Origin of the sequence: Bradyrhizobium sp. G127, from assembly GCF_021502575.1 — a bacterium.
Classification (GTDB): domain Bacteria; phylum Pseudomonadota; class Alphaproteobacteria; order Rhizobiales; family Xanthobacteraceae; genus Afipia.
Window position 1 is genome coordinate 543,561 of sequence record NZ_JAKFGN010000001.1, and the last position, 17,808, is coordinate 561,368.

19 protein-coding genes are annotated in these 17,808 nt (G+C 54.4%); 11 read left to right on the plus strand and 8 right to left on the minus strand.

Features of this window, described 5'->3' with window-relative positions; all coding sequences use genetic code 11:
* Nucleotides 1-15 precede the first annotated feature (15 nt).
* The 4 genes from LVY71_RS02635 to LVY71_RS02650 all read right to left on the minus strand — a co-directional run bounded on the left by LVY71_RS02635 (nt 16) and on the right by LVY71_RS02650 (nt 2,475).
* Entirely contained in the window at nt 16-804 is a 789-nt protein-coding gene (locus tag LVY71_RS02635) for a metallophosphoesterase (RefSeq protein WP_235097920.1), read from the minus strand.
* Nucleotides 801-1,412, minus strand: coding sequence for a hypothetical protein (locus LVY71_RS02640; protein WP_235097922.1), 612 nt, complete (start codon nt 1,410-1,412; stop codon nt 801-803). Before LVY71_RS02640 ends, LVY71_RS02635 begins: the two co-directional genes overlap by 4 nt.
* Before the next feature lie 164 nt (nt 1,413-1,576).
* Nucleotides 1,577-2,149, minus strand: coding sequence for a hypothetical protein (locus LVY71_RS02645; RefSeq protein ID WP_235097924.1), 573 nt, complete (start codon nt 2,147-2,149; stop codon nt 1,577-1,579).
* Nucleotides 2,150-2,151: 2 nt separating this feature from the next.
* A complete protein-coding gene (locus LVY71_RS02650; RefSeq protein WP_235097926.1) occupies nt 2,152-2,475 on the minus strand; it encodes an HNH endonuclease in 324 nt (107 codons plus the stop codon).
* A 139-nt stretch (nt 2,476-2,614) separates the two neighbouring features.
* Between LVY71_RS02650 and LVY71_RS02655 the strand changes: the two genes are divergently transcribed.
* The gene (locus tag LVY71_RS02655) at nt 2,615-2,881 is read left to right on the plus strand and encodes a helix-turn-helix transcriptional regulator (protein ID WP_235097928.1); all 267 of its coding nucleotides are present in this window, start codon (nt 2,615-2,617) and stop codon (nt 2,879-2,881) included.
* 379 nt (nt 2,882-3,260) lie between these two features.
* On the opposite strand, the gene LVY71_RS02660 is transcribed toward LVY71_RS02655, so the two are convergent.
* Nucleotides 3,261-3,563: a hypothetical protein gene (locus LVY71_RS02660; protein ID WP_235097930.1), complete on the minus strand. Its 303-nt coding sequence runs from the start codon at nt 3,561-3,563 to the stop codon at nt 3,261-3,263.
* 275 nt (nt 3,564-3,838) lie between these two features.
* Between LVY71_RS02660 and LVY71_RS02665 the strand changes: the two genes are divergently transcribed.
* The 7 genes from LVY71_RS02665 to LVY71_RS02700 all read left to right on the plus strand — a co-directional run bounded on the left by LVY71_RS02665 (nt 3,839) and on the right by LVY71_RS02700 (nt 10,068).
* The gene (locus LVY71_RS02665) at nt 3,839-4,312 is read left to right on the plus strand and encodes a hypothetical protein (RefSeq protein WP_235097932.1); all 474 of its coding nucleotides are present in this window, start codon (nt 3,839-3,841) and stop codon (nt 4,310-4,312) included.
* Nucleotides 4,313-4,688: 376 nt separating this feature from the next.
* Nucleotides 4,689-6,164: a TolC family protein gene (locus LVY71_RS02675; RefSeq protein ID WP_235097936.1), complete on the plus strand. Its 1,476-nt coding sequence runs from the start codon at nt 4,689-4,691 to the stop codon at nt 6,162-6,164.
* 13 nt (nt 6,165-6,177) lie between these two features.
* Nucleotides 6,178-7,569, plus strand: a complete 1,392-nt coding sequence (locus tag LVY71_RS02680; RefSeq protein ID WP_235097938.1) for a multicopper oxidase family protein — start codon at nt 6,178-6,180, stop codon at nt 7,567-7,569.
* A gap of 12 nt (nt 7,570-7,581) precedes the next feature.
* Nucleotides 7,582-8,067: a cupredoxin domain-containing protein gene (locus LVY71_RS02685; protein ID WP_235097940.1), complete on the plus strand. Its 486-nt coding sequence runs from the start codon at nt 7,582-7,584 to the stop codon at nt 8,065-8,067.
* Nucleotides 8,068-8,083: 16 nt separating this feature from the next.
* Complete coding sequence (locus LVY71_RS02690) at nt 8,084-9,154, plus strand: lipid II:glycine glycyltransferase FemX (RefSeq protein WP_235097941.1); 1,071 nt, start codon at nt 8,084-8,086, stop codon at nt 9,152-9,154.
* Between the two features lie 27 nt (nt 9,155-9,181).
* Nucleotides 9,182-9,481: a copper-binding protein gene (locus tag LVY71_RS02695; RefSeq protein ID WP_235097944.1), complete on the plus strand. Its 300-nt coding sequence runs from the start codon at nt 9,182-9,184 to the stop codon at nt 9,479-9,481.
* A gap of 98 nt (nt 9,482-9,579) precedes the next feature.
* Nucleotides 9,580-10,068, plus strand: coding sequence for a DUF411 domain-containing protein (locus LVY71_RS02700; protein WP_235097947.1), 489 nt, complete (start codon nt 9,580-9,582; stop codon nt 10,066-10,068).
* A gap of 1,261 nt (nt 10,069-11,329) precedes the next feature.
* Here LVY71_RS02700 and LVY71_RS02710 read toward each other — a convergent pair.
* The 3 genes from LVY71_RS02710 to LVY71_RS02720 all read right to left on the minus strand — a co-directional run bounded on the left by LVY71_RS02710 (nt 11,330) and on the right by LVY71_RS02720 (nt 14,111).
* A complete protein-coding gene (locus LVY71_RS02710) occupies nt 11,330-11,707 on the minus strand; it encodes a copper-binding protein (protein ID WP_235097951.1) in 378 nt (125 codons plus the stop codon).
* A 208-nt stretch (nt 11,708-11,915) separates the two neighbouring features.
* Nucleotides 11,916-12,761, minus strand: coding sequence for a universal stress protein (locus LVY71_RS02715; RefSeq protein ID WP_235097953.1), 846 nt, complete (start codon nt 12,759-12,761; stop codon nt 11,916-11,918).
* A 90-nt stretch (nt 12,762-12,851) separates the two neighbouring features.
* A complete protein-coding gene (locus LVY71_RS02720; RefSeq protein ID WP_235097955.1) occupies nt 12,852-14,111 on the minus strand; it encodes a Glu/Leu/Phe/Val family dehydrogenase in 1,260 nt (419 codons plus the stop codon).
* Between the two features lie 366 nt (nt 14,112-14,477).
* On the opposite strand from LVY71_RS02720, the gene LVY71_RS02725 reads away from it, so the two are divergent.
* From LVY71_RS02725 to LVY71_RS02735, 3 genes are all read left to right on the plus strand, one after another.
* On the plus strand, nt 14,478-15,668 hold the full coding sequence (locus tag LVY71_RS02725; protein WP_235097957.1) for an OpgC domain-containing protein: 1,191 nt from the start codon (nt 14,478-14,480) through the stop codon (nt 15,666-15,668).
* A gap of 157 nt (nt 15,669-15,825) precedes the next feature.
* Nucleotides 15,826-16,239 (plus strand): DUF1622 domain-containing protein, encoded by a 414-nt coding sequence (locus tag LVY71_RS02730; protein WP_235097960.1) that lies wholly within the window; start codon nt 15,826-15,828, stop codon nt 16,237-16,239.
* Between the two features lie 651 nt (nt 16,240-16,890).
* Complete coding sequence (locus LVY71_RS02735; RefSeq protein WP_235097961.1) at nt 16,891-17,577, plus strand: Spy/CpxP family protein refolding chaperone; 687 nt, start codon at nt 16,891-16,893, stop codon at nt 17,575-17,577.
* Nucleotides 17,578-17,808 lie beyond the last annotated feature (231 nt).

Sequence of the window (17,808 nt, forward strand, 5' to 3'; positions counted from 1 at the left end):
CGGGACGAGGCGGCCTCACGGGCCGATCTCGATCACAAGCTCACCGTTGAAGTCCGGGTTCTCGAACCCATACCCATGCGGGTTGGCCAGCACACGGGTCTGTCCAATCCGGTAGTCGCTGGAATTGTGGACGTGGCCGTGCACCCACAGATCAGGCCGATACGTCTCGATCAGAGCAGAGAGGTCCGACACATATGCACCGGTCACGGGATCGCTCTGGAAGCGCGGATGCACCGAGTCCCAGTGGGGCGCATGGTGGGTCACCACCACGGTCGGTCCATTGGACGGCGTCGCCAGCGTCTCGGTGAGAAACGCCTTCGACTGATGATGCAGGAGGGCGGCCTCCTGCGGCCGGAAGCGTAGCCACGGCTGCTTCTGCCAGCCGATCAGGCGATGGTCGTTCATGCCGTTGGCGCAGGCATTCATCACCCCCGCGACATTGGCCGCGCCGAAGATGGCGTAGTCCGTCCACAGCGTTGCGCCAGCGACGCGAATGCCGTCGGTTGCAACACCATTGCCGATGACGATGCTGTCGTTCTCCAGCAGATGGATGTTGAACGACGGCGCGTGCTCCTTCGCCAGCGCGAGTTCGATCGGCACAAAGCGCCGATAGTACTCGTGGTTGCCCATCACCATGACAATGGGAATCGCCATCGGCACAATCCGGCGCAGATGGTCGAACGACTTGCGCGCACCCTCGCAGGTGTCGCCGGCTACGATGACCAGGTCGATATCGTCCTTAATCTTGATCGGCTTGATCCGGGCGACGTCGAGATGAAGGTCGGAGAAAATCTGGAGCTTCATGAGACGTCTCCATCGTAGAACGCGGCGCGATGGTCGTCCGTGTCGCGGTTTGCGGGCGCGTGGCGCGTCTTGAGTGCCTGGCCTTCTTTGGTCGCCTTCGCCTCCAGAGCGCGGCGCAGGTTGAGCTCAAGCCACGACACCGACAGCTTCTTGGCAAAGCCACGATTGATCGGCACGCGGCGCAGGATATGCGACAGGACCAGTGCGGAGCCGGCATTGCCGCCAAGCGCGCTCGCCATCAAGAAGCTCATCGCCAGATCGACCTCCAGGGCGATCTCGGTGATGGGGCGGGCGCCGAGGGCGCGGAGGGCAATCTTGATGCAGGCCGCGGCATCCTCGTGCAAGCAGGCAAGCCACTGGCGTCCCGTAAAGGTGGCGATATTCTGCAGCGTCGTCCGCAACAGCAGATGCTGCGCGTCACCAAGTTGGTCGGCCGGCATGGTGCGCCACCACTGCAGCGGCAAGACATCGTCCGGACTGAACGGCCAGGAAGAGTGTTGCCAACTGTAGTCACCTGCAATCTGGTTCTGCTCATTATCCTCTCTCGCACCGCGATTGGTGGACACATTTGACGTGGCTGCGGTCGTCTTGCTGGTGGAGTTACTCATGACAAAGCTTTCCTGTTCGCGCGGACGAGCCAGCGCGTTGATGGATGGGGATGAATTGAAAGTTTAGGGAGGAGCAGCTCCTGTTACGGAGCTCTCGCCTTGCCGAGCGGGGGCACGCGATGCCTCATCGGGCCACACCCCGCCACGCCTACGGCGCGCCGGAACTACTCAAGCTGGGTGACGGAGAACTTGCCGAACTTTGGTCGCCAGTCGCCGAGCCCCTCGCGCATGCCAGCGATCTCGAAAATCTCGATCACCTCGTTGGGATTGAGCAGGCTCGGCAGGAACTCGACGTCGGCCACAACATGCCAGTCCGGAAAACGCGGCCGCGTGCGCATGACCTTTGAGTCATTGACGTTGACGGCAAACCGCAAACGAAACGCCTTGTCCTCCCACAGTGAGGGCAGATCATTCGGGCCGGCATACTGCAGCAACGGCGAGGCTGGGCAGGCGAAGCCGGCCTTGGCGTGCTTGCCCTTGCGGCGGGTCTTCGAGGCCGCGATGAACGCGGACTCGATGGCCTCGGACGGAATGCAAGGCTTGCCGTCGAAGAGCCACAAACCGCCGTGCCACTCGACCTTGGCAATCTGCTCGTGATCAGCCAGCGTCTTGTCGCGCTTCCTGGTGAGCCGATCGAGATCAATCTTGATCGGATCCAGCGGATCGGCGAGCCGCGAACTGTGCATCAGAAGAGGGCGCTCGCCGCTGAGGCGGACGCGAAGGCGTTCGATAGACATTATCAAGTCTCCTTGAACGTGGGATCGAAAAGCGGGGAAGGGTTGTCCAATGCCGAGCGCACATTCGCGAATGCAGGCATGCGCTGTGCATACCGAAGACGACGGAAATGATCCGTCACCACGCGATGGCAGTTGCGGCAAAGGGTTGTCAGATCACCCGGCTGTTCGTTGCCGAGATTCTCATATGTCCGGTGATGGACTTCGAGTGGGCTGTCCGTGCCATCGTCATTGCAAAGGCGGCAACGAAAGCCGGAAGCCTCCAGTTCAGCCAGCCGCGCCGGGTTTTGACGCCACGCGTCGCTCCCGATGTAAAGCCTGTAGTCCATTCAAGTATGCCCTTGCTTGTTTTCTAACTGTCCCTTTAAGGGACCGTAATAAGTATTGCAAGCGAAGAGTCCCTCTGGGTGACACTCCTCAATTTTATAGTTAACCTTCCATAACGATTCGAACATCGGGGGAAGCGAGTTGGCTACTTATAAGATTCCGACATCGCGCATGATACGCGCCGCGCGTGGCCTGCTTGGACTCGATCAGACAGAGTTTGCAGAAGCTCTTGGAGTCGCGCGCAAAACGATCATTCGCATTGAGGCCGATGATGCCGAGCCCACAAACCCGCGTAGACTTGCCATGCACAAAGCTATTCGTGAAAAGCTGGAGGATGAATTCAATATCCGCTTCGTCTTCGCGAGTAAGGTGAGCGGCGAGGGAGTGGTGATGAAGCGCGGCTCTTGATCAAGCCGAGCTTTCCTCGAACGCCACAGAGCGAAAGAGCGAGACCGACGTGTGTTTCGCCGTTCAGTGCCGAAACGACTGGTCTTCTTGGTTGAACAGGAGCGTGGACTCGGAGCCCCGCGATTAGTGGAGAAAGAGCAAGCATGCGTCGCAATTTGTTCGCGGCGGCAGATGAGAAATCTCCGATCGTAAGTGACAAATCAGTCCGAGGAAGTGGTCGATCCGAAATCAGTATCGTGGCTACTTCTTACGTGTCTTTGTTTTTGGCCTTTGCAGCCTTCGCGGAGTAGCATTTCTTTATTGGTGACGTTTTCACGATGATGGCCACCGATATTAGGAATCAGATTGCGGCTTCGGGTGATTACGTCGCTAAGAATGGTCAAGAGCAATCGAACGCGAAGTAACCCTTTTTTAGGTTCAGTGGGTCCGATTCGAAGTGATTGATCGCTCTTTCGCTGTCTAAACCAGCTATGACATCATCTTCGACAGTTGCCATTCTGGCTTCGTCGCTGAAGTTTTCCAGTTGGGTTCCCAAGGTCAGGTTTTCGTCATACGCACCGGTGTCACGATGCTTACAATCTTTCCCTGCGAAGGCTAGGTCTATGAGGGGAGTCGGGGCGGGCTGTTTACGGGGCTTTTGGTAGAAGGTCTTGCCAGCCGTGCAGCGGACCTCAGCGGCCATGTGACGATGGCGGCTCTCTATTCACTGATAATGGGAGAGGGGGAGCAATGGCAGATCTACAAAACAAATGTGCACGCTTTCAAGATGCTGCGCCAATTTCCGTTGGCCACCTTTGTAATGCAGCGACTGGCGTCGCTGCCTTGAAGATACTGGCGAAATGAACTGCGGGAACTCGATAGAAGCCGGATTTCCCGACTTGGCGAAGATTGTTTTTGCGGTTAAGGTTCCAGAACGCTAGATTTGCGGCGGGAAATAAGTGCTCAATGTTACTATGCTTGACCAAGGCAAAGCGATTGAAGGCGGGCTGGCTGTTAGCCGTCGCTTATATGCTCTGCATTCTGGCTCCCGGCATTTCCTTTGCGTTCAGCAACGGTGGGCGGGCTGCGCCTTGTCTGATTGAGGAAGGCCATGTCGTCGGCATTGTCCATGTCCACGATGTCAGTGTTGGTCAGCATATCGACACGGACGGATACACGGATGCCCATTCGGCGATGTATGGGAAATCCGCGTTTCAGGGCGACCATGACGATGTACAGGCTGCGGCAGATGTGCAAAAGCCATCTCCGGGCCATGGAGAGCACAACGCTCCGAACGTTCAATGCTGCGGGATGGTGTGTCTGAGTGCATTGCCTGCAACCATCGTCGATCTCGTAGAGCCTTCTGTCCCGGGCTCCATCTGCGCCTCCGAGAATTATCGGAGCATCGCGGACAATACTCCTCCCACGCTCTACCGTCCCCCCATTTCCTGACATCACTTAAAATGATGTGATGCAACGTCCTTTAAGGGCGCTTGTATCTATGGCTCATCAGCAGTTCAGGAAAATGTCATGCCTTCGCAGTTTGGGGCGAAGACCGCTGCCGTTCATTCGGTAGTGATCGGATTCGTTCAAAGAAAATTTAACATTCTTACGGGAATGGCGGTCGTCGCTATTACGCTTGGAGGATGTATGCCGCCGGATGTTCCGTTGGTGCGAGCCGACCCGGTAGATCCAAGCGCCAAGGTTTCAGGCGTTGTCTATCGATCTCGGTTCAGTTCCTACACGAGCATGCGCCCGGTCTCGCCGGGACCTTGGGTCGAACAAAACCAGCGCTCCGCGCCTAAGTCGAGCCAGTAGGAGCGGCAACATGGATATTTTCAGAGTTTCCCAAGCAACGTTCGCTCCGCTGACCATCCCACTTCTGAGTGTTCGGATCCGATTGCTTCTGATCGTCGGGCTGGCCGCTCTCACATCCGGCTGCGCACAGTTCTCCACCGACGGTGGGATGAGCTTCGTATCGGACGTCGCACGTCAGGAGATGAACAGGGACGTCGTCGCACTGAAGACGGCAGACGATGTGGCGTCATCGCGCGCCGTTGTTGACAAGCTTTTGGCGAGCAGTCTGACGGCCGATGCGGCGGTCCAGATTGCGCTGCTGAACAATCGCGGATTGCAGGCGGCGTTCAACGATCTGGCTTTTGCGGAAGCGGTCATGGTGGGCGAGAGCCTGCCGCCAAACCCGTCCATTTCGCTATCGCGCATCGCGGGTTCAGCGGAAGTGGAGATAGATCGCCAGATCATCGTTAGCGTGCTGGCACTAGCGACCCTGCCGGCAAGATCTGAGATCGCAGCGGAAAAATTCAGGCAAGCGCAATTGCGCGCGGTCTGGGAGACGTTGCGTATAGCAGCCGACACACGCCGCGCATACTATCAAGCGGTTGCCGCGCGCGAGCTCAGTGAGTTCTTGACCCAAGCGGTAGGTGCGGCCGAAACGTCCGCCAAGCTTGCGACGAGGCTCGGCGAAACTGGCGCCATGAACAAACTCGATCAGGCACGTGAGCAGGCGTTCTACGCCGAACTGGCCGTACAGCGTGCTACTGCAAAATCGGGCGAGGCGGCCACTCGCGAAGCTCTGATCCGCGCGATGGGTGTGTGGGGAAGCGATCTCGAGTTTAGGCTTCCGAACACACTTCCGCCGCTGCCGAAGCGCGTGCAGGCGCTGGCCAACATTGAGGCCGAAGCCGTTCGGCGCCGCGTCGATTTGCAAATTTCACGGATGGAGGTTGACGCGCTCGCCAAGGCATATGGTCTCACCCAGGCGACACGATTCATCAATGTCCTGGATGCCGGCTACGCCGATAAAATCACCAGGGACAAGGCAACAGGCCAGCGTACCAAGGATCGCGGCTTTGATGTCGCGTTTGAAATTCCAATCTTCGATTTCGGCGAAGTGCGCGTGCGCGAAGCCGAGGCGACTTACATGGGGTCCGTCAATCGGTTGCTGCAACGGGCTGTCAACGTCCGTTCGGAAGCACGCGCCGCCTATCAAAGCTACCGGTCGACATATGACGTCGCGAACCACTACACGCGGGAGGTTCTGCCGCTGCGGAAGATCATCTCCGAAGAGGCCCAGCTTCGTTACAACGGCATGCTCATCGATGTTTTCGATTTGCTGCTTGAAGCACGACAGCGCATCACCGTGAATTTGGCGGCGATCGCGATGCGGCGAGAATTCTGGCTTGCCAGCACCAACCTCACAACAGCCGTCGTCGGCGGCGGTTTATCCGGTCCAGCCGAGGTCGCGTTTGCAACCACCAGCACATCCGGTGCGGCAGGCGATTGAAAGGAGCACTGACATGATTTCAAGGAGAGGTTTACTCGGAAGTGCTGCGGTCCTTGCCAGTGCAACTGCAATTAGCGGACGTGTGCAAGCGGCAAGCATTCCGGAAGCGGCGGTCACCACCACCAATACGATGCAACCGCCTTTACACCCGACAACGGGGCCGGATTATCAGCCGGTCGTGACGCTAAACGGTTGGACCTTGCCTTGGCGTATGAACGGTGACTGGAAGGAGTTCCATCTTGTCGCTGAACCGGTGGTCCGTGAGATGGCGCCTGGAATGAAAGCACACCTATGGGGCTATAATGGCCAGTCGCCGGGACCTACGATTGAAGCGGTCGAAGGCGATAAGGTCCGCATTTTCGTCACCAACAAATTGCCTGAACACACGACAGTTCACTGGCACGGAATGCTGCTCCCGAACGGGATGGACGGCGTCGGTGGCCTGACCCAACCGCATATCAAGCCCGGTAAGACCTTCGTCTACGAGTTCGTTCTGAAGAAGAGCGGCACTTTTATGTACCACCCACATGCTGATGAAATGGTGCAAATGGCAATGGGCATGATGGGGTTCTTTGTCGTTCACCCCAAGGATCCGACATTCATGCGGGTAGATCGCGACTTTGTCTTCCTGCTTAGCGCGTACGACATCGATCCCGGGACATATTTGCCAAAGGTCGCGGAGATGCTGAATTTCAACATGTGGACCTTCAACACACGGATCTTCCCGGGCATCGATCCGCTGGTTGTGCGCAAGGACGATCGCGTGCGGGTTCGCGTTGGTAATCTCACCATGACCAATCATCCGATACATATGCATGGTTACGATTTTGAGGTGACGTGTACGGATGGCGGATGGGTTCGGCCAGAAGCGCGTTGGCCGGAAGTCACCATCGATATTCCGGTCGGCGCCATGCGCGCTTACGAGTTTGTAGCCGATGCGGAAGGCGACTGGGCGCTGCATTGCCACAAGTCACATCACACGATGAACGCCATGGGGCACAATATTCGGAATTTTATTGGTGCCCGAAGCCGCGATCTAGTCAAACCCATCCGCAAGCTCGCACCCGATTACATGGCAATGGGTAGTGCCGGCATGGCGGACATGGGTGAGATGGAAATGCCGTTGCCAGACAATACTATTCCCATGATGACCGGCTTCGGCCAGTTCGGGCCCCTTGAGATGGGCGGTATGTTCACGACGGTGAAGGTGCGCGATGGGATCGCCCCCGGCGATTACAAGGATCCAGGTCCTTACAAGAATCCGGCCGGAACGGTGGCCTACGAAGTCGAAAATCCGTCCGCTGCTCCGGCGCGAAAGACAGAAGCACCTTCATCAAACAAACCAAATGTCGAAATCAATGTGGTCAAGCCAGGCACAAAGGGCAGCCACATGAGCAACCATTAACGGGAGAACCAAATGAGAAAACCTGAAGTTTACGCGGCAGCATTGGCGTTGATAGGTGCTGCAACGATTTCAGCCAACGCAGGTGTAGGTGAACCAGGTCATAGCCACGGCGCGGGCTACTCGGCGGGCGAACCTGGAGACTCCAAAAAGCCCGCCCGGATCGTGCAGGTCGTCATGCGAGAGTCGGACGGCAAAATGCAGTTCATCCCAGATCGTATCGAGGTTCGTGCTGACGAGCAGATTAAGTTCGTCCTTAAGAATAACGGCGACCTTGAACATGAGTTCGTGCTGGCAAGCACTGCGGACAATCTTAAACATGCCGAGGTGATGAAGAAGAATCCGGATATGGAGCACGATGACCCAAACGCCAAGCGGATTGATCCGAAGAAGAGCAGCGAGATCGTTTGGAAGTTTAGCAAGCTAGGTCAGTTCGAATTTGCGTGCCTGATTCCCGGACATCGCGAGTCCGGCATGGTCGGCACGGTTGTCGTAAAGTGAAGTGGACAACTCTGTCATGAAGGCGCGCTATCGAATGGAAGGTATTCTCGACAGTGTGCCTGATGACGTCTGGCACACTGAAATGAGCATGTTTTCTGACACGCATTATGAGCAGACCGCAATCTATAGTGCCGGGCAACGAGGAGAACGTTCGAGCCATATTCTATTAAAACGTGACGGTGTATCGGTTGGAGGCGCTCGGGTCGGCCTCTATCTTGTTCCTGGTCTCAAGCGTGGCTTGGCATTAGTTCGGTTCGGGCCTTTCTGGCGTAGGCTAGATTCCGAAATAAGTGACACTTACAAAGACGTTATTCGCGCTCTAATTGAAGAGTACGGCGGCAAGCGAAAGCTATATCTCATTGTGCGGCCTCGTCCGCATCCCGATTTTTATCCGCAAGAGGCGAAGGAGCTGCAAGAACTGGGCCTAACCGGCAATTCAACGACCATGCTCGACCGCTATTTCGTAGACGTGTCCATCGATGAATCCGAACAACGAAAGAGCTTGGGAAAGACATGGCGCTATAACCTACAAAAGGGATTGGGAAACGATCTTGATATTCGCATCGCCACTGATCCGAACACTATTAAGACATTCCAGGCCATCTACGGCGAGATGGTTCTTCGCAAAAATCTGAACTACCCCGGAGTCGATCTCCCTGCATTCATCCCTGATCTCGTGGGGCTTCCGGAGCGAATGAACATGCAGGTCGCCTTAGCTTACCATGAAGGGAAGGCCATCGGCGGTGTTGCATTCAGTATCGTGGGTGATCTTGCCTATTATGTCTTCGGCGCGAGCAGCAATAAGGCCGTCGAGCTGAATGCCGGCTACGTATTGCAGTGGCACGTCATTCGCTGGTTACACGAGCATTCCGCGGTGCGCTGGTACGAACTTGGCGGTCCCGGCGATCCGGGAATCAGGCAGTTCAAAAAGGGCCTCGCTGGCAAGCGCGGCAGTCTGCTTGCCGTCCAAGAATTTCACTTCTGTCCTGATTTTGTCGCGCGTTTGGTCGTTGGAGGGCTGTTTTCCCTGCGCGATGTGCGCAACAGGATGCAGCGCTGGCAGCGTGAAAGAAAACCTTCCCTATAACGGTCAACCAACTGAAAGGAAAAACACATGCGTAAAGAACTTCTGGCTATCGCCGCCGGACTTTCGATCGGATTTATGAGCTTCGTTGCGGAGGCTCAAACAGCTCCCGTTGAAGGCTCGGTCGTGAAGATCGATGAGGCTGCCGGAAAAATCACGTTGAAGCACGGTCCCATCAAGAAGCTAGATATGGATGAAGGGATGACGATGGTGTTCCGGGTTCAGGATCCTGCGATGCTGAAGACCGTCAAGGTGGGGGACAAGGTCAAGTTCGATGCTGACCGGGTCAATGGACAGATCACCGTCATCACCCTTCAAAAATCCAAGTAAAGGAGAGATCGGAACGATTCCGATCGACGCACAAATAATCGAATGCGATCGTATCGGTAATGATTAAGTCTCTTTGACAATAGCAGACAGGATTACGCATGAATAACTTGGGAGAATATCAACGCCTTTTCACGCGGCGAGGTACCCTGAGATTGACTGCTGCACTGGTGGCGTTTCCGCTAGGTGCTGCTGCTGCCGATAGAGCCGTGGTTTCGGTGTTTAAGGATCCAAATTGTGATTGCTGCACGGGTTGGGTTCGCCATCTCAAGGAAGCCGGTTTCGCGGTTAAAGTTGATGAAACGACAAGCCCCAACATTGTTCGGAAGCGTCTGGGGGTGCCGCCTGAACTGACCGCTTGTCATACCGCTGAGGTGGGCGGATACGTTCTGGAGGGGCATGTCCCCGTCGCTGCTGTACTGCAATTATTAGCGAAGCGACCCAAAGCTGTCGGGTTGGCAGTTCCCGGAATGCCCATCGGATCACCTGGAATGGAGGGCGGCGCGCCTCAGAAGTACGAAGTGGTCATTTTCGGAGCGACCGGGCAGCAACCATTCATGCAGTTTGTTGGTACGAAGGCCGCTAGTTGAGGTGCCTGAGGGCGACACTTAAGGAGCAGATGGTGCCGGCGCGGGTGTCCGAGGAGCAGACAGGCTGACGACAAACGTTTTGCGATTCATTCAAATCAACTCGCAGGAACATTTGCCGTCTTCCCAGCGCCGCGCGTTGCTATTTTTTGTCACCCATGTGGTGAGGCACCTCCGTTTTGGGACCGCCTTCATAGTGATGACCCCCAGTCCCGGTGTTCACACCAGTCTTTTTAGACGGGGACTTTGGATGCGTCGTCGAGTGAGGCACTCCCGTTTTTGATCCTCCTTGATAGTGATGCGCATTTCCTGTGTCAGATGCGGTCTGCGCCATGGCGGGAACCGCCATGAACTGAACTGCAACTGCGATAGCAACCATCTTCCGCGTGATCATCGAACTTCTCCGTGTATGCATCGAATGTCGATATGAAAGCTGAAAATCTCGAGCGATATATTGATCGAAGTTAATGTTTGGTCGGACGTAAGCGACCAAATTTGTGCCTAGTATTTAAGCAAGAAATTTTAACAACATAGCGTAGACGCGTAGTAGGCCGACATTTGTGGAGATACGAGTCAGTAAATCGCGGGTTCACTTGCTTTCAGACAAGCCAATTACTTTGAATTTTTTCCCGATGTTGCACCTAGGAGTCAGAGATTGTCTGCGCCTATATTAGGATGAAGAAGTACTTACCGCAGCCTGTTTGGTGATTGCATAGATCGGATTCGTGGTGCGTTAAAAATACACGCTATTTGGACAATCGAGTCGGCCGGCGTGACGACGAAGCGGAGCCATCCTGTGTAATTTCTTCTGATCTTCGGCGTAAATCCGGCCGAGATCCGTAAAGCAGCCCTGACGGAGCTGATTGTCCTCAGCTAACACGATAACCGCGCTACATAGTGAAGTCGCTTGAGGAGTATGCCAAGCTGAAGCCACTAGGCTCGTCGCGACGCCAGAGTCATTTCCGGAGAGTGTCTCACGAGAATCGTTAGATCGCCGACACCATCTGAAGATTGAACCTAAGGTCAGCGGCAGTCTAGCCGCATTGTTCGACCAGCCGGAGGGCTCCGGTGGGTTCAGACCTCGTTAAGTAGCTGAACCAACATCGTGGCTCTCATCCGGCATAAACAACATTCTAGGTAAACTAGGACAGCGCTTTACCAACGGCCTATGTTGGAGCCGATGATGACTCAGTGGGTGAATTTTTCTGAGGCGGTGCGCGCTCAATTGGGTAAAGTCCCTGCGACAGCTACCGAATAGCATCTGTCAGGGAATTTTGTCGATGTGGGTGATCATCACAGCGCCACGGTGTCGACCTACGATGAAATGAATATGATCGCCAGGTTTCAATCCGTTGAGCAGTTTACGAGAGGTAACATGGAAGACCATATACATGGCCGGCATCCATATGCTGCCATCGGGGCTTCGCATCTCGGGATGAAAAATATTGACCGTCCCCGGACCAGCGTCAAGCGCCTCCACTGTTCCCTGCGTTCGAACGTGGCGCGACGGTGGAAGTCCGTTTGTTGCTTGCATCTGCTCCATGCGCGTAAGCCATTCAACGCCGGTCATCGATGCGAAAGCCGGAAGAGTAGCGGTCATAAACAGGCCCGCCAATAATGCGCAAACCAATACCTTAAGCATCGCATCTCCCCGCAGACTTAGGGATGCACTGTTCTACCCTAGGTCTCTTTTCGACATCAGTATCCTCTTTACATTTTCGAAATTTTCCCAAAATTGATTTGGGTTAATATTGCGCATTATTATTTTGGCATGTTCTATGCTCGAAAAGTGAGTCATGCGCCGTGACCGTCCCTTAGCGTCACTACTGAGGTTGTGAGTTGGGTCGATCCTAGTGCGACATCATCACCCAGCACGGCGGTTGCCCGAGTATCGTGTATGTTGCGCCACCCCAAATAAACTCCTTTAGCCGAGAGCGACCATAAGCTCCCATTACTAGGAGATCGACATTGTTAGTCTTCACGTAGGCATCCATCACCGTTCCAACGGAGCTATCACCGCTTTTTATCGTTTCAAACGTCGCTTTGATGCCATGCTCAGCAAGATGTCTTGTTAAGGCCGCGCCGGACTCCAACTCTGCGGCGGTTCTATTGTCTGTCACAGCAAAGACGCGAATGATCTTGGCATTTTGAAGCAAAGGGAGCGCATCAGCTACAGCTCTCGCGGCATGCTGACTGTGGTCCCAAGCAATCGCAACATGATCAAACGAACTAGGCAATGAGTCCGCCAACTCCTCCGAGAAAATCAAAATCGGTCGTCCGGATTCGAATATTAGCGCTTCGATAAATTTCTCCTGAGGGCCATCATATGCCCTGATTGCAACTAGCGTCAGATCCCTGAGACGCGCGCTTTCGATCAGAACAGAGGTCACATCCTCTGTAGTGCAACGCACCAATCTTTGCTCATGCGCTATCTGCGAGGAACGAACGGCTTTTTCAAATGCTTGCAACATTTCTTCCGCAAGATGGAGGAGTTTTTGGGATTCCGTCGCCTCTACCGTGGAGAGATCATTCAGAATAAACGTCCCCGCATATGGAGTTGCGGGCTTGACAATCATTTCGATGGCGGAGATGCGAGCTCCAATGTATTTGCCGATTGCGACACTTTTTTCGATCGCGGCGCTCCCCGTTGGCTTCGGATAAGTTACGAGTGGTAACAGAATGTCCTTAATCGCCATGGTGCCTCTCCATATCTAAAATATTTAAGACGGCAATCGGATATAAATGTTGATCTTCCTCAAGGCTATGACTTGATCTTCCAGCACTCGTTATGGAAACAGTCCACGCATATTTTTCGCGGCACGTACACGTTCCACACCTATCGACATGGCAGCTGTTCGATTGAAGATTCTATCCCGCTTGGCGCGCAACGTCATCTGATCGAAAGCACGATCAAGGATTTGAAATTCGCGCCGCATAACCTCATCTTCTTCCCAGAATAATTGTTGCAGGTCTTGTACCCATTCAAAATAACTCACAATCACTCCGCCCGAATTGCAAAGGATATCAGGTATCAGAAATATTTCTTTTTGACGCCTCTCCAGCACCAGATCAGCTTCCGGTGTAGTCGGTCCATTGGCTCCTTCTGCTACAATCCTGCACCGCAGTTCGTCGGCAGCCTTCGCGTCGATAACGCGCTCTATCGCAGCCGGCACCAAAACGTCGCACGGCAGCGTCAGAATGTTCGCCGGATCGTACGAAAGTTCGTTCGAGTAACCGGCCAGATTCCCATGTGCGGAGACGTGCTTTATCAAATCTGGCACATCGAGACCTGCCGCCCTATACAGGGCACCAGTGTGATCGCTTACGGCGATGATCCTGACGCCCATGTTGCTTAGTTCCAGCGCAGCAATTGAGCCGACGTTACCGAAACCCTGAATAACAGCCGTAGCATCACTCAAGTTGATCGATAGATCGCTCATTACCCGCCTGGCGAGATATGCGACGCCACGGCCCGTCGCTTCCCGACGCCCGAGCGTACCGCCAGCACTAACCGGCTTGCCGGTTACGATCTCCGTCACCGTGCGGCCGTGGTACATGGAATATGTATCCATGAACCACGCCATCACTTGCTCGTTCGTCCCCATATCGGGCGCCATAATGTCGGTGTGAGGTCCGACGAACGGAATCATCTCCTGCATATAGCGGCGCGATAGAGATTCTAGTTCACGCTTTGAAAGGCTGGCCGGATCGACGCCGATCCCACCCTTCGCGCCACCATACGGAAGGCCGACGAGCGCGCATTTCCAACTCATCCAGATCGCAAGCGCAGCGACCTCGCCGAGATCAACACTGCCCGCAAAGCGGGTACCGCCCTTCGTTGGGCCCAACGTTAAGTGATGCTGGACGCGATAACCCTCAAACACCGCGGTGGTCCCGTCGTCACGATGAATCGGGCAAGAGATCGTGATAGCACGCTTGGGCATCAACAGACGATCGCGCTCATTGATAGGGATCGACAGATGATCAGCTATAACGCTGAATTGTTGCGACGCCATATCGAAAACAGGGCCGCTATAGATCGTCATTCGTCTTCATCCCTTACGCGTCGGCTGCTTGTCTTGTGGTCTTTAACTTCCGCAAAATGACTTTAGAAGATTTCCCGGTATCACGATTATTGTGCTTTGTATAATTGGCGCTGTAACCTTGGATCAATGCAGAATTCTATGAATGGCTCTTGCTCCTGTTCGGGATCGCGCTCGATATCCCGGATACCATGACTAAGTCGATGACATTGAGTGCGGCTGGTATCTATCGTGAGCGGATGGCGTGCCATCCAATGCGGGTGTCGAGGTCAAACGTTTTCGGGTCGGCGCGTCCTGTAGAGCGTGCGATTTCCTCGACCAAGTGTACGGTGAGGCGATGATTCGCCAGTAACTATCCCGGACCGACAGATGCAAGTTGACGCCATTTTCCCAACTACACAGCGCGATGTTCGCCTCGATTTATTCCGAGGACTTGCCAATTGGGCGATCTTTTTGGGGCACATATCCGGCACGATTCTCTCATGGTTCACGACGCGGAATTATGGCTTCAGCGATGGAGCCGACCTGTTTGTGTTCATATCGGGTTACACAGCAACATTGGTCTTCGGTCGAATGATGGTGGCGCATGGGTTCGTCATAGGTGCCACAAGATTGATGCGACGCGTTTGGCAGATCTATGTCGCGCACATATTGCTCTTTGTCTTCTACGTGACGTCGATTCACTACGTGGCACATAATTTTGACGTTCCCCATCTGATGGATCAATTCAATGTTGCCCGTCTAATGGAGTATCCGGTTGAAACTCTTAGCCAGGGGCTGATATTGAGGCTCAAGCCACTTAATTTAGATGTGCTGCCTCTTTACATCGTATTGATGGGACTATTTCCACCAGTCCTCTGGCTTATGCTGCGATGGCGAAACTTGGTTATGGTTGGCTCTGTACTGCTTTATGTGGCTGCGCGATATTTTCAGTGGAATCTTCACGCTTACCCTGCGGGCGTTTGGTATTTCAACCCGCTCACGTGGCAGTTGGCCTTCGTCCTGGGCGCCTGGCTTGTATTGGGAGGCGCCCATACGCTTCGATTTGTGATCCAGTCTCGGCTGGCACTACTCCTAAGCGTTGGATTTTTAGTCTTTGCCCTTCTGCTGACTTTGTCAGAGCGGATTCCAGAGTTGCAGAAGATGTTTCCTGCTATGGTGATGGAGGTATTCGTCCCCAATGATAAGACGAACCTCGCCCCTTACAGAATGCTGCACTTGGCTAGTTTAACCTTGCTTGTCGTCCGCTTTATGCCCAGTGACTGGTCAGGTCTCAACTGGCCGGTGTTTCGTCCATTGATCAAGTGCGGCCAACAATCTCTTGCGGTATTTTGTCTCGGGGTTTTTCTCTCCTTCGCGGCCCACTTGGCACTCGACACAATCTCGAATGGAATTCTGGCCCAATTGTTTGTCGGTGTCGCCGGACTGTCGATCATGACAGGCGTAGCCTACTATCGGTCATGGTCGAAACAGGTCGACAAGCTGTTATCGGTGCGTATGGACGGGGCTGCTCGCGAAAGCCGCTTTCCCGGGTTGAGGGGCGCTGATCGAACAAGCTAGATCGGAGGTTATTAGCGGCATCTACGGAAAGCCGAAGGTGCTGGCGGAGCAAACCTGAGTCGGTGCGGAAGTCTAAGTTTTTGCTTATATGACGACTCGTGTCTCATGCAGTATCAGTGGAACAGCGTGAGAATCAGTGCGAAGGGAGAATGGAAGCATGATGACTTCCGAAATGGTTCTCAGCATTGAGGCGCGAGCGGCGGTGCTTCACGTGCTCCACTGGATGGCATTCGGCATCGAGATGCTCGGTGTGACGGTCATTGTTCTCGGCGTGATTGCTGCAAGCGGTTGGTCGGTTATTCAGACCTATCGAGGCGAATGGAATGGAGCGTTCCGCTCGTATCGCGCCAATCTTGGGCGCGGTATCCTGTTGGGCCTTGAGTTCCTCATCGCGGCTGACATCATAGGCATGGTGGCGATCGTGCCAACGTTCGAAAGACTGGGGATTCTTGGGTTGATCATCGTCATTCGAACGTTCTTGAGCTTTTCTTTGCAGATCGAGATCGAAGGCCAATGGCCTTGGCGCCGATATAAGGCAGACGCTCAGAATGGGGAAAAAGATGTCTTGTGAACGCGGTAAGTTCAAACGAATTGAAAACTAATTCTGCCTCTTCTCGGTCGCATAAAGGCAAGGCGTGACACGATCGAGTCGTTCAGAGGAAAGCTGATAGATCAGGTCAAAGTCCGTTCCGGCACGAGTCACGCTGCTTTCGAAATTGTTCAAGTGTCTCGGTCATCCTGTTGATCGATTCGCACTCGCCTTTCGTCATTGGATGATCCAAAGAGGGCGTTCGACAGCTCTGCACGATGGCGGAGGCTTTTCCAAGCAAACCTTGAACGCTCGTCGTAAGTAAAGACGAAATTATATGTTGGTCCATCCGCATCGGATGTAACCACTTCACCACGTTGGCGTTCTACAGATCTGAAATCGCTTGGAGGCAACAGTTGAGGAAGATCCAGTAAATGGCTTCCGTAATCTCCTCCACGCCCCGCAGCGGTATTCCGGATCGCTGGTCTGATTATCGATCATCATTTTATATAATTTCAGCTCGAGGCCCCAATTTCTCGGACATGCTCGAAGTCGCCGGATGCTGAGCGAGTGCTGTATTTATAAAACTTAACCTGGGTCAATTTACGAAGGGAATTTCAGGCTTACAAGGACTCTTGAAGATTACGACGGCCAACTCGGCATTTGTCGAGCGCAGTGATCGAGGAGATTCCGATGAAGAATTCTGTCAAGCTGCTCGCTATCGCAGCCGCAAGCGCAATCATCGCCGCTTTCGGGTATCCACAAAGCGTATCAGTTGCTGGGCAACAGTCACCCAGTCGCTTCATCGTTGCGATGGATGACATGAAATCCATGCAGCCGGACTCTTCGAAAAAGGCCGATCCTGGCATGGGGACGCCGGGCGGTCAGTCTCCGAAGATGGGACGCATGATGGACGACGATAAGATGGAAATGCCGCAAAAGGATCAGGATAAAATGGGTTCAGGTTCAATGAACCAACCCGGTGGCATGATGATGGAACGGATGATGCGACAGATGTGCGGAATGCCAGGCACTGCGGGGACCGCAGCATCAACCGACATTACTGATCGAACAGAAGGGCGGATCGCCTTTTTGAAAGCAGAACTGCAGATTTCGGACAAGCAGGTTGGTGACTGGAATGCGCTGGCGGATGCACTGCGATCCGCGCGCTCGCACCTTGTCCAGGCTCAGCAACTTGTGGCTTCCGATAAGAAAATAACCTCGGCCGAGCGTCTCGAAGCCTACGAAAAACACTTGGCAGAACGGCTTGAGGCGGTCAAATCCTCGCGTGCAGCATACAACCGCCTGTACGCGGCGCTGAACGAGGAGCAGAGGCGTACTTCAGATACGATACTTTTGCCGCTGATCGGGGCATTCTGACTTCTCGGTGCTCACAACGCACATGAGATATGCGACGTTGGAAAATCCGCTGCAACGAACAATCGTAGGAATTGTTGCGCTTGCTGTTTTCGGTCTTATCGAGGGCCGGGCAGCAAACGCTGGTCGTTTGCAAGAAAGCCAGATATCAGTTGGAATCCGTCTGCTGCTCCCGTCTGATACCTTCATCCCCGAAGTGCGCGCGACCGCTCAAAGCCGTTGGGTTATGGCTCA

Excerpts from the sequence above, each read along its gene's own strand:
- LVY71_RS02635 (WP_235097920.1), bottom strand. The coding sequence starts at position 804 with ATGAAGCTCCAGATTTTCTCCGACCTTCATCTCGACGTCGCCCGGATC.
- LVY71_RS02680 (WP_235097938.1), top strand. The coding sequence starts at position 6,178 with ATGATTTCAAGGAGAGGTTTACTCGGAAGTGCTGCGGTCCTTGCCAGT.
- LVY71_RS02645 (WP_235097924.1), bottom strand. The coding sequence starts at position 2,149 with ATGTCTATCGAACGCCTTCGCGTCCGCCTCAGCGGCGAGCGCCCTCTT.
- LVY71_RS02725 (WP_235097957.1), top strand. The coding sequence starts at position 14,478 with ATGCAAGTTGACGCCATTTTCCCAACTACACAGCGCGATGTTCGCCTC.
- LVY71_RS02660 (WP_235097930.1), bottom strand. The coding sequence starts at position 3,563 with ATGGCCGCTGAGGTCCGCTGCACGGCTGGCAAGACCTTCTACCAAAAG.
- LVY71_RS02700 (WP_235097947.1), top strand. The coding sequence starts at position 9,580 with ATGAATAACTTGGGAGAATATCAACGCCTTTTCACGCGGCGAGGTACC.
- LVY71_RS02730 (WP_235097960.1), top strand. The coding sequence starts at position 15,826 with ATGATGACTTCCGAAATGGTTCTCAGCATTGAGGCGCGAGCGGCGGTG.
- LVY71_RS02675 (WP_235097936.1), top strand. The coding sequence starts at position 4,689 with ATGGATATTTTCAGAGTTTCCCAAGCAACGTTCGCTCCGCTGACCATC.
- LVY71_RS02735 (WP_235097961.1), top strand. The coding sequence starts at position 16,891 with ATGAAGAATTCTGTCAAGCTGCTCGCTATCGCAGCCGCAAGCGCAATC.
- LVY71_RS02685 (WP_235097940.1), top strand. The coding sequence starts at position 7,582 with ATGAGAAAACCTGAAGTTTACGCGGCAGCATTGGCGTTGATAGGTGCT.
- LVY71_RS02650 (WP_235097926.1), bottom strand. The coding sequence starts at position 2,475 with ATGGACTACAGGCTTTACATCGGGAGCGACGCGTGGCGTCAAAACCCG.
- LVY71_RS02720 (WP_235097955.1), bottom strand. The coding sequence starts at position 14,111 with ATGACGATCTATAGCGGCCCTGTTTTCGATATGGCGTCGCAACAATTC.
- LVY71_RS02690 (WP_235097941.1), top strand. The coding sequence starts at position 8,084 with ATGAAGGCGCGCTATCGAATGGAAGGTATTCTCGACAGTGTGCCTGAT.
- LVY71_RS02695 (WP_235097944.1), top strand. The coding sequence starts at position 9,182 with ATGCGTAAAGAACTTCTGGCTATCGCCGCCGGACTTTCGATCGGATTT.
- LVY71_RS02715 (WP_235097953.1), bottom strand. The coding sequence starts at position 12,761 with ATGGCGATTAAGGACATTCTGTTACCACTCGTAACTTATCCGAAGCCA.
- LVY71_RS02710 (WP_235097951.1), bottom strand. The coding sequence starts at position 11,707 with ATGCTTAAGGTATTGGTTTGCGCATTATTGGCGGGCCTGTTTATGACC.
- LVY71_RS02640 (WP_235097922.1), bottom strand. The coding sequence starts at position 1,412 with ATGAGTAACTCCACCAGCAAGACGACCGCAGCCACGTCAAATGTGTCC.